Below are 14601 nucleotides of genomic sequence, written 5' to 3' on the forward strand. Positions count from 1 at the left end.
TGAGTCCCACCCACCCATGCCCCTAGGTAGTACATGAAAAACGTGTCCCGCATCTTCAAAGGTCCTCTGATCTGGATCCTGTTGTGCATCGGCTTGATCATTGTGTTCCTGCAGTTCACCGGGTCGGGGAACGGGTACAAGGACATTCCGACTTCTGAGGCCGTCAGCATCATCAACAGTGACAAGAAGTTGGATAGCGTCACGCTGACTGACGGCGATCAGGTCATCAAGATCACTGAGAACGACGACAAGAAGTATCGCTCATACTGGGTTGGTAACCAGTCCGACCAACTCGTTGACAAGCTCAACGCCCGGGTCCAGGACAAGACGCTGAAGTCGTGGCAGGGGGAGAACCCTGGGCAGAGCATCTGGAAGGCTCTGCTCATCAACTTCCTGCCTTTCGTCATCATCCTGCTGTTCTTCTTGTGGGCTATGAACGCAGCACAGGGCATGGGCGGCCGTGGCGGCGTCATGGGGTTCGGCAAGTCCAAGGCCAAGGTCGGCAGTAAGGACACCCCCAAGTCGACTTTCGCTGATGTCGCGGGCTGCCAGGAGGCGATCGACGAGCTGCAGGAGATCCGTGAGTTCCTCGCTGAGCCGGCGAAGTTCCAGCGGGTCGGTGCCAAGATCCCCAAGGGCGTCCTGCTGTATGGCCCTCCTGGTACCGGTAAGACGCTGCTGGCTCGTGCCGTGGCAGGTGAGGCTGGAGTGCCCTTCTTCTCGATCTCAGGTTCGGACTTCGTCGAGATGTTCGTCGGCGTCGGCGCCTCCAGAGTCCGCGACCTCTTCGAGCAGGCCAAGGAGGCCGCTCCGGCAATCATCTTCATCGATGAGATTGACGCTGTCGGCCGGCACCGTGGTGCTGGTATGGGTGGCGGCCACGACGAACGTGAGCAGACGTTGAACCAGTTGCTCGTCGAGATGGACGGCTTCGACGTCCACGGTGGCGTCATCCTCATCGCCGCAACGAACCGTCCCGACGTCCTCGACCCGGCCTTGCTGCGTCCCGGTCGTTTCGACCGTCAGATCGCGGTGGAGGCCCCGGACCTCGACGGCCGCCTCAAGATCCTCCAGGTCCATGCCCACGGCAAGCCGATGGCTGACAATGTCGACCTGGCGTCGATTGCTCGTCGCACCCCCGGTATGACGGGCGCTGACCTCGCCAACGTCCTCAACGAAGCTGCATTGCTGACGGCACGAGCCAATCTGCCGGTGATCGGTGACGCGGAGCTGGACGAGGCGATCGATCGTGTGATCGCGGGGCCGCAGAAGAAGACTCGACTCATGAACGAGCACGAGCGCTTGGTAACTGCGTACCACGAAGGTGGTCACGCCCTGGTGGCAGCGGCCATGCCGGGTACCGACCCGGTACAGAAGATTACGATTCTGCCGCGTGGTAGGGCGCTGGGCTACACGATGGTCATGCCAGACTCCGACAAGTACTCCCAGACGCGCGGCGAATTGCTGGATTCGATGGCGTACATGATGGGTGGTCGTGCGGCCGAGGAGCTCATCTTCCACGACCCGTCGACGGGTGCTTCCAACGACATCGAGAAGGCCACCAAGGTGGCTCGCGCTCTCGTCACTCAGTACGGTTTGTCGGCTCGCGTCGGCACGGTGCAACTGGGGTCAGGGGACAGCGAGCCATTCCTCGGCATGACGACTGGGCAGCAGCGCGACTACTCCGACGAGACCGCCAAGATCATTGACGACGAGGTGCGTGAACTTCTTGAAAATGCGCACCAGGAAGCATTCGACTGCTTGGACGCCAACCGTGAGGTGCTTGACGAGTTGGTGTGCCAGCTTTTCGCCAAGGAGACATTGAGCAAGGCTGAGGTCGCCGAGATCTTCAAGCCGCTCAAGCGGTGGCCCGAGCGCGGTGCCTTCACCGGTTCTGACAAGCGTGTGCCGTCGTCCATCCCGCCGGTCAAGCCCCCACAGGTTGTCGGTGTGGACAAGGATGCTTCCGAGGTTGGTGCCCCGCGTCGTGGCGTCATAGCCCCGCCGAATCCTGAGCCTGGTGGAGATCTTCCGGGGGACAACCCCGGTGAGTGGCAGCCGCCGTCCGACTGGGAGCCGCCGAGTGTTGGGGGAGGCAAGCCGCCTCAGCCCCCGACGCCTGGGCCTACCCAGCCGGGTGAGGGTCCTCAGCCGCCGTCGGGCGGTAACCCCTGGGGCCCGCGTAGGTCCTGATCATCGTTACGGCCTGCCGTGTGTGACGCGGTGGGCCGTCGTTCTAGGCTGTTGCTGTGACTTCGCCCAAACTGCCGGTTGACCGCGAGCGTGCCGCGGCAGCCGTTCGTGAGTTCTTGCTGGCCATTGGTGAGGATCCCGAACGTGAGGGTTTGCGGGACACCCCGATGCGAGTGGCACGGGCGGCCGAGGAGCTGTTCGGCGGGCTCGGCCAGGATCCGGGGGAGTTACTGGCGACGACCTTCGACATCTCCCACGACGAGATGGTGGTGGTGCGTGACATCGAGTTGCAGTCGACCTGTGAGCACCACCTGCTGCCGTTCATCGGTGTGGCGCACGTGGGCTACATCCCTGCCAAGGATGGGCGGGTGACCGGGCTCAGCAAGATTGCCAGGTTGGTGGAGATCTATGCTCGACGTCCTCAGGTGCAGGAAAGGTTGACGACCCAGGTGGCCGACGCGTTGGTGGAGCACCTGGATGCGCGAGGAGTGATGGTGGTCGTCGAGGCCGAGCACATGTGTATGACGACGCGAGGTGTGCGCAAGCCGGGGGCCCGGACGGTGACCTCGGCAGTGCGAGGGATCCTGCGGAACCCGGCGACCCGGGCCGAGGCGATGGGGTTGATCACTGGGAGGTGAGAATACCGGGCGTCGTTGGCTCGGTTTTCTGGCTTTGACCAGGGAGAACATCGTAAACGGGATTCTTGTCAGAATCTCCTGTCACACTCCATGACATCGGGCGACCGCAGTTGGCCGCTCGTCGCTCGAGGGGGAGCGAATTGGCAGATCAGACTTGGCAATTGGCCGGCGTAGCTGTTGCTGGTGCCCGTTTTGTGGGCGAACGCGATGTCTTGATTTTGACGATCTCGTCTCTTCGTGCGCACGGGTAGCTAAGATAAAATCATCTAGATAGCTAATTGGGTTATGAATCATGAACCATGGTGGTTCGGATCACTATTCCAAGGGGAGATAATCCATGTCCGATGTGACGACTGACCTGACCTTCGACATGTTGCTGGATGCCTGCCGTCCCGGCGGTGCGAGCAATCTGACGGTGACGACCGAGCTCGAGGCGGCCGCCGGTCCCCACGCTGGTGTCGCCCCGGCGAGGTACGTGCGCGGTAACAAGGGCACCTACGCGTATGAGCCGCGGTTCGTCGATGGTGAGCCCCAGCGCTGTGTCGTTCTCGAGAGCAAGGGCGGATTCCTCAACCTCCTCGAAGAGGCGCTCGGATCTGCCATCTTCGATGAGGATGGCCCTCTCAAGTTGACCCCACACATGAAGGTCACCTACGACAACGGGCAGTCCATGGCCGATTATGAAGCGCCCCACCGGGCATTCGACGGCCACTTCCGAGCGGGTTCCATTGACGGCAAGCCTGTTACTGCGGATCCCCGGTATCGCGCTCTGCGTGACTGCACGGCTATCAACATGAAGCCGCTTCTCGAGACTTCTCCGGTGAGTCTGCTCTTCGGCGCGTGGGACTCGAGCAGGAAGGCTCATCAGGTCCGTGTTCGTTCGGCCATGACCGGCGAGATCATTGGTGTGCTTGCCAATCAGGATCCCAGCCACGGCACTCCCGAGCGTGGTGCTGCCCGGGTCGATCCAATTGCGGCGAGCGTCCAGCTGTCTGCCAAGGACATGCTGGCCCTTGTTGATCAGCAGGCCGATGAATTCAGTGCGAAGACGGTCACCAAGCTTCGTGAGGAAGCGGCGAAAGCCAAGAAGGGAACCATTTCGGGGTCATCACTGGGTCTGGGCGCGATTCCGCCTTCCCTGGACAGTCTCGGCTTCGTATCCTGCAAGCGCATCATTCGATCGACGGTCTTGAGTTTCAGCGCCCTCCGTCAGCTCCGGTTCGGAGGAGGCACGGAGTCGAATGTCGCTTGCCGTGCCCTCTTGGCTGCTCTCGGCCTGGCCAGCCTTGCGCGATCCAACGAGGAGCTGGTCATTCGCGCCAACTGCGATCTGCGGGAGGCTGAGGAGCCCCATTTCGAGCTGGATTGTCGAAACGGAAAGGTTCAGACGCTGTCCCCGATCCTCCGCGAGCAGGCCGATGCCCTTCTCGATCAGGCGATCTCCCACGCGCGTGAGGCAGCTGGAATCTCATGGAACGGTGAGGAGTTCTCGGTTGTTGGCAACCCGATCATCATCAGCGGTGCAACCGCTGAGGCCGAGGACGAGTGATCGTGACCGCGTTCACTATTACTGCCCGTTTTCCATTAGGGGTTTATCAGGGGCATTCATCTGACGGTGTGACGCCAGATCGATTCCCTTCGACCTCACGGTTGTTCTCGAGCATGGTTCATGCAGCCAGCAAGGGATCAATGGCCGAACCTCAAGGTGCGGATTTGCGCATGTCCGAGGCTAGTGCTACGGCTCTGACGTGGGTGGAGAACAATCCGCCCAAGGTCTGGACACCGACCGGAAGGATCGAACGTTTCGGCCACGACGTCGAGATCATCTCGTACCGCCCCGAGGCCCTTCTTGAGAAGGGCGTTCCCAAGAAACGTGCCAAGCGCATCAGTCAAGGAGTGGCCACCGAGTCGGGTTGGTCATGGTCATGGCCAGACGTGCCAGATGACGTGGCGACAACGTTGGAAGCAATCTGCGCGGATGTTGCGTGTCTGGGCGAACGGGAAAGCTTCGCGGTTCTCGATACCAGCCGGGAAGAGGCCCAGGGGCTCAGCCTGTCTGACAAGGGCCAGTTGGACAACAACGGCATCAAGGTTGAAGCACCGGTACCGGGCCGTTTGGCCGAGCTTGAGGCGGTTCATGACAAGTTGCTCGAAGCGAAGCCACTCACGGTGGCGAAAGACGCGGCGAGCAAGAAGGAGGATCTCCAAACGACCTCGGTCCCTCGCGAGCGCGTCATGAACACCTTCTACACGATGACGGCAGCTCCGGAGCCTGATCTTCCCTGGACAAGGGCGATTCTTATCCCGATCAACCGACACTTGCCGGGCGACGAACTGGTCAAGTGGTCGGTGGCTCTTCACCACACGATTGCCAGGCGCATTGGATTCGACGCACCCGCCATTGTCACGGGTAAGTACCCTCGCGGGTTCGCGCCACCGTCAAATCGCGTCGCCATTCAATACCTTGATCCAGATCTGCCGACTCGGGTGCAGCTCGATGGACCATCCCTAGCCCTTCTCATTCCGCATGGCATGGATGCCATGGATGAATGGAGACTTCGCAGTGCCCTTGGCTCGTCAATGAGGCTGGTCCTGGGTAAATCTGGGACGGTCGAGCTTGGTGAGTTTGAGGACATCTCTTTGGAAGACTTCTGGGCGCCTGTGCCGAATGGGCATCGTCGCTTCTGGAAGACCCAGCCAGCAGCGGTCCCTGAAACCGGCACCCAGAAGATTCCCGGTGGGAAGTGGACCCTTGGGCATTCAGCGCTGCTGTCCGTGGGATTCGTCTTCAAGGATCCATCGCTTCAGGTGCAGAAGGGGACGACGGGATACCTCGAACTAATCAATCAGGTCTTGGAGAGGGGAGCTCGGGTCCTCTCCTGCCAAGCCATTCCAGATTCCCGGGTCGAGAGGTATGCCCATCGAATGCCGAAACACGTGCAGTGCATCCCGTACCAGGCGTTGCTCGACGTGGGATCACTCACGACTGATTCAGCATTGGTTGCGATCGGTCAGTCACGACATCTGGGAGGCGGTTTGTTGGTGCCAGTGGATCTTCCCGAGGACCTCTTCGGAGGTGAGAAGTGATGCTGAACAGCTCTGACTTTGATGAGTTCTTCGCTGCCGTCAATGACGGGCACCGGCCCTTTGCCTGGCAGAAGCGTCTCCTGACGGATGTCATCGACAACGGTTCATGGCCCGATGTCATCGGGGCGCCAACTGGATCTGGCAAGTCGAATGTCGTTGACGTCTTCGTGTTCGCGAATGCTCTCGTTGCGCACGGGACTGCGCCGAGACTGCCGCGACGGATGGCTGTCGTCGTGGATCGGCGAGCGCTTGTCGACCATCACGCCGAGCGTGCCCGGCGGATCGATGAGGCGCTCGACGGTGCCACGGACGGAATCCTTGCTGAAGTGGCCGATGCGCTTCGATCACTACGTGCTGATCCAAGTGCTGAGCCCTTGGTAGTCAACGTGATGCGTGGCGCGCTACCGCCGGAACGCGGCTGGATTGATGATCCGACGGCCTGCGCGGTCATCTGTGCCACACCGGACATGTGGGGGAGTCGCCTCCTCATGAGGGGTTATGGTTCGAGCCGTCGGGCCCGCCCACGAGAGGCAGGCTTCCTCGGTCTTGACGCCGTCATGGTCCTTGATGAGGCCCACCTCAACCAGCAATTGCTGCTCACGGCTCGACGAGTTCGTGAGCTTCAGGACAAGTTCGAGGAGCCACTCGGTATTCCTCATCTCCAAGTGGTTGAGACCACGGCTACTCCAAGGAATGACGGATTGGCACGATCTGTGTCGGTCACTGCCGATGATCTCGACGACGAGCTGCTGTCAGCCCGCCTGACCCGACCCAAGCCGATCAGACTCGTTGAGGCCGAGGCGTGGCCGGGCAGGAGCGCGTCCAAGAAGCACATCGCGCAGCTCGTTGACGAGGTTCTGGCGCTCAAGGAGCAGCTGCACGACGGAACGGTTGGATGCATCGTCAACCGTGTCGACACCGCCATCCAGGTGGCTGACAAGCTCAGTAAGCACTACCACGACGGGGTTGGTTGCTGGGTCGGTCCCATGCGACCGGTGGACGTTCGTGACCTGCAGGAGAAAACCCCCGAACTGCTCGATTCCTCTGAACCCCCGAGGCTGGATGCCCTTGTCGCAACCCAGACAGTGGAGGTGGGCGTCGATCTTGACCTTGCCGGGCTAGTGACGGAACTGGCATCCGGGGATGCCATCGCTCAGCGCGTCGGCCGCGTCAATCGACGCGGAAATCGTGCGGAGGGTCCTGTCACAGTTATCGTCCCGGCCGACGAGAAGGTCAAGGATTACCTGCCGTACCTCGGTGACGACCTTGTCGCCGCCCGGTTATGGTTGCAGACATTGGCCGAGGAATCGGAAGGCCTGTCACCGTGGCAGCTGGTGACTCATCAACCACCGCGAGCCCAAACGCGTCGTCCCATCCCCATGAGGCTGGAGTGGCATGACGTAGAGCGGTTCTCCCACACCTCGGAGATTCCATTCGCTCAGGAAGATCTTGATCTCTGGATTTCCGAGGACCTCGAGGAGAACGAGCCGGAGTGCGGTCTTGCCGTGCGAGATCTCCCTGAATTCGCAGACGATGGAGCCGGTGATGGGATCGCCCTGTCGCTGCTCCAGGCCACGCCACCGCATACTGATGAGGTCTTCCCCACGAAGCTCTCTGTGCTGCGGGCCCACGTGGTGAAGATTCTGAAGGGCTCGTCCCGTACTTCTCGGGTCTTCGTGTGGCGAAGTGACGCTCGACAGGCAGAAGCCGTGTGGACATCGCTGGCGGGGCCCGATGACCTGAGACCAGGCGACATCATCTGCGTGGACAAAGACCACGCTCTGACATGGGAACTCGTGGTAGTGCCGCCCGAGTATGCCAAACGGGAGAGTTTCCCTACAGCATGGGGAGCCGTCGGAGACGTCAAGGTGTTCGCATCGCGTGACCGTGTTGAGGATGTCAGAGTGGCCGACTTGGACCCCGACGATCTTCAAGCTGCGCAGAACCTACTCGGTTGCGGCGGGGAGTGGGACATCACGTTGTCTCCCTCTGACGAAAAGGGCCGCACATCCTGGATCGTTCTAACCCGGGCTGCCAGAGTCCTTGATGATGAAGCGTCACGACAGACGTGGTCACCGTCCGATCGGGTGGCACTGACTCTCCATTCGGAGGCTGTCTCGGATCGCGCCAGGCTCTTTGCCGAAAAGATTGGGCTGTCTGAGGAGATGTGCGAGACCTTGAGCCAGGCTGGGTTGTGGCATGACGCGGGGAAGGCTGATCCGCGGTTCCAGCAGTTGCTGGGAAACGACGGTTCGATGGAACCCGTTGCCAAGAGCACTGGATTGAACTGGCAGAGAACCCGGCAACGACTTGCAGCGTCCCCGTTGCCACGAGGATGGAGACACGAACACAAATCGGCAGCGATGGCGCTGGCCGGCGGTCAGTCGAAGCTCGTCGCGCGCCTTGCCGGCACCACCCATGGAGAAGGCCGGACCTTGCCTGTGTTCGACCTGACACAGGTGTGTACAAACGCGGACCCCGAGGATCTCCAACGCATGTGTGCGGCCCTTTTTGAGGAAGGCGGATGGGACGAGTTGATCGAATCCACGCAGGCTGACGTCGGAGTCTGGACGACCTGTTTTCTGGAGGGCATTCTTCGTGCGGCCGATTGCCAGGTTTCCAAGGAGGGATCATGATTCGCCTAGTCGGAGACATCACTGACGCATCCACTCATTTCGCCCAGGTCGGTTTGGCATCGATTCTCGAGGACGCTGGAGTGGAGAAGGTTCGGTTCTTCTGGGAAGACGGGCCCTCAGCTCGGGCAGTGGTCATGTGGGACGGTGATGCTGATGTCGGTCAGATCGTCAAGGACCACGCGACCAGATGTTGCCAGGAGGATTCCTGGGTCTCGCAGTCCGTGCCAGTACAGGGGGCGAAGAAAGTTACCGGGCTGGGGCTGTTCAGCCCTCGAATCACTCCGCGCAAAACCCAGGAGGAGTCGGCTGACTGGGCGGAGCGGCGCCGGATCGCTCTGGACACGTTGCCTCTGACGCGTGTGGATCGGTCCATGATTGGCGCCTTGGGAGAACCTGCTTATTGGCACAGGACCCTGGTGAGTGGTGACAAGGATCTTGAGCCAGATCGTGGGGCGTCACGGTGGGACATGATGGCAAGAAACCGTGGTGACAACTTTGTTCCTCACGGATTACGCAAGTATGCCGCCGTCGTGGCGGATCGTACGCCGCAGGCCATCGTCGATGGTTTGACGGGTGATGCCTTGGTCGACGAGTCGGACAAAGGCAAACATATGACGCCATTGGGATTCAGGAACCGAAGCCCGATGGACACAGCTACCGCGTGGTGCATGTTGTGGGGTATCTCCGCGACGACTCTCGTGCCCCGGCCAGCTTCAGATACGGCTTCGAAGGGGATGTCGCAGACCTCGGGAGCAGATAACCGGAGCAAGGTGCACCCAACTCGTCTAACTCTTCCAGTATTCCGAACGCCCACATCGATAAGCCGATGGTCCGGCGTGCTGCGGAGCCGAGCGTGGGATTCAGTCGTTGGGATGGACAACATGTCTGCGCTCTCGCCCGTGGTCCTCGCCCAACTCAACGGAATGGGAGTTTTCCATGCCATCCAGTTCGAGACGGAGGTAGCTGTTAGCGCGAGCACACCAGAGCGTTGCCTGAAGGGCGGAGTAGTTGTTGGGATCTCCCATGATTGGTGATGGCCCCCTCCCTATCAGTTTGGTCACGCACAGCGTCTTCTGCCCCAGGAGGACGTGGCTGGAGGCGTCCGGGGAGGTGACAGATACCTACCAGATGCAGTCTGGACTCGACGCCCATCGCGGTGTTGATGATGCTGCGACATCGAGAGATGACGAGCACCGTTCAGTGTCGGTGCATTCGGAAACCCTGGGGGTCATAGGCAGGTGCGATTGCATCCGTGACCTGCCCGACGGAACGCTTAAGGTGATCGAATACAAAGCCAGTCCAGTGCGCCAGACCGCAACTGTCACACCGGCGCAGCGAATTCAATTGGCGTTGCAAGCTATGTGCTTGGAGGAATCGGGATGTTCGGTCTCCGGAGCGTCCGTGTGGTTCACCAATCACCATACGGAAGTGCCGGTTCCAATAAGTCCGGAGCTCCGCGACCAAGCAGCGTGCTGGGTCCGCATCACCCGTCAGATCATTGCGAGCTCGAGACCACCTGACCCGTTGTGCAATGACGTCAGATGCAATCGGTGCTCTCACGCCAGTGTGTGCCTTCCCGACGAGGTCCGAAACACGGCTCCTGCTCGCCGCATTTCAGTGACCAGGAATCGCGGGGTCATGATCCATGCGGCGACTCCGGGCTCGCGAGTGCAGATTCGCCGTTCCCGGGTCGAGGTTGTTCGCTCCGGGGAGGTGCTCGCTGAGCTTCCTCTTGAGAAGGCCGACGGGCTAGTTCTCCACGGCAACGTTGATGTCTCGAGTGCGCTCATGCGGGAGCTTCTGTGGCGCCGACGAACCGTCGTGTGGTGCAGCGCCCGTGGACGAGTGATGGGTTGGGCTTCCACGGCTCAGGCTGTCAACGGTCTTGGACGCCTGCACCAGCACGAGATGTCGTCTCAGGGGTCGTTGCCACTTGCGAAAGGCATGATTCGTGCCAAGATCGCCAACCAGGCGACCATGGTGAGGCGTTGGTACAGAGCTGGTGATGAAGCCAGCTTCTTGAGATCTCTGCAGCGCAGTGTGGACGACTGCGCTTCGCTGCCGGAGGTGTTTGCCATTGAGGGCCGCGCTGCGTCGGTGTACTTCGGTTTGTTCCCGGCGTTTCTTAAGGACGACAAGAGGCCAGAGTGGGCTGAGTGTTGGCCGGGACGGCGAGGACGTGGAGCGGTCGATCCTCTCAACCTCTGCCTGAACTACGCATATGGGTTGCTACTGACCGAGTGCATCCGCGGCCTAGTCGCGTGTGGGCTGGATCCGCATGCCGGAATTCTCCATTCGGCCAACCGGAACAAGCCAGCGATGGCCCTTGATCTCATGGAGGAGTTTCGTCCAGTGACCGCGGATTCCGTGGTCGTTTCCGCTATCAACAACGGACAGTTGAAGCCGGCATACATCTCGTCCAGTGTGGGTGATGCCACGTTGGATCAGCGGGCCAAGAAGGCGTTGATCGCGGCCCACGAGGCACGGATGGCGACGGAGATCACTCATCCACAGTTTGGTTACAAGGCTTCGTGGCGTCGGGTGATCGAAGTTCAGGCTCGTCTTGTGTTGGAGTCGGTATCAGGATCTGATGTGGCCTACCGCGGGGTGACGGTCAGATGAGTCGTCAACCCGACGAGATGGCGTATGTCATCGCATATGACGTAGCGGACGATCGCCGCCGCGACGCAGTCGCAAAGGTGCTGGGAGGCTATGGGAACCGTGTGCAGTACAGCGTGTTCATTGTGGTGTGCACCAAGGCGGCACTTCTTCGGTTGCGTCGGAAGCTGACTGGGGCCATAGATCGTGAGGAGGACGCGATACTTGTGGCGCTCCTGGGCAGCGATGGCCCATCGGGTCTTCCAGTGGATTGGATAGGTCGAACGCGAAAAGTGTTCGACGATGCGCCCGTCATCGTTTGACGCGAGAGGGTCACGGATCATGAAACCGTGCTGACCGCTCGCACACACGAAGCTAGTTCTCAGAGACGGTTTCAGCGAGATACCGCGGTGTGATTCTTGATAACTACATATTCCCGAAGCGGGACCTCTCGCGAAGGGTCGATATTCTTCCTCGTGAGAGGCGCCTAGATTGCCACGCAGCCTCGGCTTAACTGCCGAGGCAACTTCGTTGAGGCTTACCCCGGGAACGTGTCATCGCCACGGCTGCGATGACGCCTCGGCTTAACTGCCGAGGCAACTTCGTTGAGGCGAAGCGGAGCGTAGCACGACTCTTCTGTGTTCAAATAGGCCTCGGCTTAACTGCCGAGGCAACTTCGTTGAGGCAGCCGCAATCTCACTGTCGTCGTCGGCCGCCCCGCTGGCCTCGGCTTAACTGCCGAGGCAACTTCGTTGAGGCGCTGGTTGTGTCGTTCATGCCGTTTCTCTCTTCGCGCTGGGCCTCGGCTTAACTGCCGAGGCAACTTCGTTGAGGCAAGCGACGACAACGTTGCTGAAGAAAGGCCATCAATGGCCTCGGCTTAACTGCCGAGGCAACTTCGTTGAGGCCCAGACTCGTTGAACGTGTTGAACCAATGCCCAAACAGCCTCGGCTTAACTGCCGAGGCAACTTCGTTGAGGCATCGTCGCCCTCGCCATGACGGAGCGCGAGGAGCGCAAGGCCTCGGCTTAACTGCCGAGGCAACTTCGTTGAGGCATTCAACAGCGCCAGCTTTTGACACAATTTTTCGTTCAATGCCTCGGCTTAACTGCCGAGGCAACTTCGTTGAGGCCGGCTCTGACGACCGCCCTCGGTGCCCTCATCGGCGGCCTCGGCTTAACTGCCGAGGCAACTTCGTTGAGGCTGACTGCATTCCGGCTTGGTTGCTGACATCGTGACAGGGCCTCGGCTTAACTGCCGAGGCAACTTCGTTGAGGCTCAAAGTCGGCAATGGATGGGAGGCCCTCGTAGTCGTGGGGCCTCGGCTTAACTGCCGAGGCAACTTCGTTGAGGCTATCAAGATCCGGATGAGAAAGGTCCCGGCTGCGGTTGCCTCGGCTTAACTGCCGAGGCAACTTCGTTGAGGCCCGGCTGGTACGGCACCTTGGACGAGATCAACAACGACGGCCTCGGCTTAACTGCCGAGGCAACTTCGTTGAGGCCCCCAGCGGCGTGATCGCCGCCACGACCCGGCCCTGTTGCCTCGGCTTAACTGCCGAGGCAACTTCGTTGAGGCACGGTCGACGGGAGCGCGGCTGGGGTAAGCGCACCCAGCCTCGGCTTAACTGCCGAGGCAACTTCGTTGAGGCGCCGGGCTGCCGTCACTGTGGACAACCTACCTGGACGGCCTCGGCTTAACTGCCGAGGCAACTTCGTTGAGGCCTCAAGGGGGAGGGGGACAAGCCCCTCCCCCTTCTGCCTCGGCTTAACTGCCGAGGCAACTTCGTTGAGGCTCACAAAGTCGACCGTCCTCCAGGGAAGCCTCCCAAAGCCTCGGCTTAACTGCCGAGGCAACTTCGTTGAGGCAACGCAACCCACGAGTGGCTGGCGGCTCACGGCTGGAGCCTCGGCTTAACTGCCGAGGCAACTTCGTTGAGGCATCAGGGTGACCTTGTGATGATTGCGGGCCGCCCGGGGGCCTCGGCTTAACTGCCGAGGCAACTTCGTTGAGGCGCCCAGGGACAAGCTGAAACGCTGCCAGATCCCGGTGCCTCGGCTTAACTGCCGAGGCAACTTCGTTGAGGCTGAGACTTACGAGCGTTCCGAAGGTTGGCCGGTAGGGCCTCGGCTTAACTGCCGAGGCAACTTCGTTGAGGCCGGGGGATCATCCACACGGGACAGTCCGTCATCACCGGCCTCGGCTTAACTGCCGAGGCAACTTCGTTGAGGCAGGGATGCTCCAGTGAGGTCCGCTCCGTGGAGGTCGGCAGCCTCGGCTTAACTGCCGAGGCAACTTCGTTGAGGCGGGTATGTGGTGGCCCGGGCTATCAGGGCTGTCGCGGATGCCTCGGCTTAACTGCCGAGGCAACTTCGTTGAGGCATAGCCAATTGCCATGAGCTAAAGACCCATCACCCAGCGCCCCGGCCTGACCGCCGGGGCAACTTCGTTGGCCGAGGTCCTACTCCCTGTCTTTCCCCGTGAAGATGGGGAAACCTCCACATTCCCGACCCACCCAACCCCCCTACACTTCCACCATGATCTCCGTGGACCCCACGAACACCAATCCGCACCCCGCCCGCACCCTCGTCATGGGAGTCGTCAACGTCACCCCCAACTCCTTCTCCGATGGAGGCATGTGGGCCGATCCCGAGGTGGCCATCCGGCACGCCCGCGACCTCGTCGCCCACGGGGCTGACATCATTGATGTCGGCGGCGAGTCCACTCGCCCTGGCACCGAGCGCACCCCCGAGGACGAGGAACTGCGTCGCGTGCTGTCTGTCGTCGAAGCCCTGGTAGCCGACGGGGCCACTGTCTCCGTCGACACCATGCGCGCCTCAGTGGCGGAAGCCGTTGTCGAGGCCGGAGCCACCATCGTCAACGACGTCTCCGGGGGCAAGGCCGACCCGGCCATCCTCGACGTCGTCGCCGACGCCGGAGTCGACTACGTGCTCATGCACTGGCGTGGCCAGTCGGCCACCATGCAGGATCTCATCCACTACGACAACGTCGTCGCCGACGTCATCAGCGAAACCTCCCAGCAGGTCGACGCCGCCATCGCCGCCGGAATCGCTCGCGAGCGCATCATCGTCGACCCGGGCATCGGATTCTCCAAGACCCCGGAGCAGAATTGGCAGCTCGTTGAGGCCGTCGACGCCTTCCAGGACGGCTTTGAAGATCTTCGCGTCCTGTGGGGAGTCAGCCGCAAACGCTTCCTCGGCGAACTACTTGCTGACAACGGCCAAGACCGTCCCGCCCTGGAACGTGACGCCAGCACCATGGCCCTGTCGACCTACCTCGCCCTCCATCGTGCCTGGTGTGTGCGCACCCACGAGGTCCGTGCCAACCGCGACGCCATGGAGACCGTCGCCCGCCTCCTCGCCTGAGCCTGCGCTTCTTGCTGATTGACGCTGTGCCTCTCCTCGCAGACGTCGTCGACAAGCCCAATTGC

General features: G+C 61.1%; 8 protein-coding genes, 1 pseudogene and 1 CRISPR repeat array. All 9 genes and pseudogenes read left to right on the forward strand.

Translation table 11 applies throughout. The features are described 5' to 3' along the window. The first annotated feature begins 33 nt into the window (after positions 1 to 33). The 9 genes and pseudogenes from ftsH (at position 34) to folP (ending at position 14536) form a co-directional block, all read left to right on the forward strand. The gene (gene ftsH / locus ACP8LP_RS01460) at positions 34 to 2193 is read left to right on the forward strand and encodes an ATP-dependent zinc metalloprotease FtsH (protein ID WP_434285268.1); all 2160 of its coding nucleotides are present in this window, start codon (positions 34 to 36) and stop codon (positions 2191 to 2193) included. Positions 2194 to 2249: 56 nt separating this feature from the next. After that, the gene (gene folE / locus ACP8LP_RS01465) at positions 2250 to 2831 is read left to right on the forward strand and encodes a GTP cyclohydrolase I FolE (RefSeq protein WP_202726415.1); all 582 of its coding nucleotides are present in this window, start codon (positions 2250 to 2252) and stop codon (positions 2829 to 2831) included. 337 nt (positions 2832 to 3168) lie between these two features. Then, complete coding sequence (locus ACP8LP_RS01470; protein ID WP_434285266.1) at positions 3169 to 4380, forward strand: type I-G CRISPR-associated protein Cas7; 1212 nt, start codon at positions 3169 to 3171, stop codon at positions 4378 to 4380. Positions 4381 to 4382: 2 nt separating this feature from the next. Then, entirely contained in the window at positions 4383 to 5918 is a 1536-nt protein-coding gene (gene csb2, locus ACP8LP_RS01475) for a type I-G CRISPR-associated protein Csb2 (RefSeq protein WP_484483231.1), read from the forward strand. Continuing rightward, positions 5918 to 8554: a type I-G CRISPR-associated helicase/endonuclease Cas3g gene (gene cas3g, locus ACP8LP_RS01480; protein ID WP_434285262.1), complete on the forward strand. Its 2637-nt coding sequence runs from the start codon at positions 5918 to 5920 to the stop codon at positions 8552 to 8554. Before csb2 ends, cas3g begins: the two co-directional genes overlap by 1 nt. 1023 nt (positions 8555 to 9577) lie before the next feature. Then, positions 9578 to 10120 (forward strand): annotated as a pseudogene (gene cas4 / locus ACP8LP_RS01485) (CRISPR-associated protein Cas4); the annotation flags it as partial. Between the two features lie 72 nt (positions 10121 to 10192). Next, positions 10193 to 11176 (forward strand): CRISPR-associated endonuclease Cas1, encoded by a 984-nt coding sequence (cas1, locus tag ACP8LP_RS01490; RefSeq protein WP_434285449.1) that lies wholly within the window; start codon positions 10193 to 10195, stop codon positions 11174 to 11176. Further along, complete coding sequence (gene cas2 / locus ACP8LP_RS01495) at positions 11173 to 11475, forward strand: CRISPR-associated endonuclease Cas2 (protein WP_143483455.1); 303 nt, start codon at positions 11173 to 11175, stop codon at positions 11473 to 11475. Before cas1 ends, cas2 begins: the two co-directional genes overlap by 4 nt. A 179-nt stretch (positions 11476 to 11654) precedes the next feature. Continuing rightward, positions 11655 to 13532: a CRISPR direct-repeat array (repeat unit 36 nt; unit sequence GCCTCGGCTTAACTGCCGAGGCAACTTCGTTGAGGC). Positions 13533 to 13687: 155 nt separating this feature from the next. Beyond that, positions 13688 to 14536 (forward strand): dihydropteroate synthase, encoded by an 849-nt coding sequence (folP, locus tag ACP8LP_RS01500; protein WP_016666892.1) that lies wholly within the window; start codon positions 13688 to 13690, stop codon positions 14534 to 14536. Positions 14537 to 14601: the final 65 nt, after the last annotated feature.

Source organism: Cutibacterium sp. LaCa_89, from assembly GCF_058177555.1.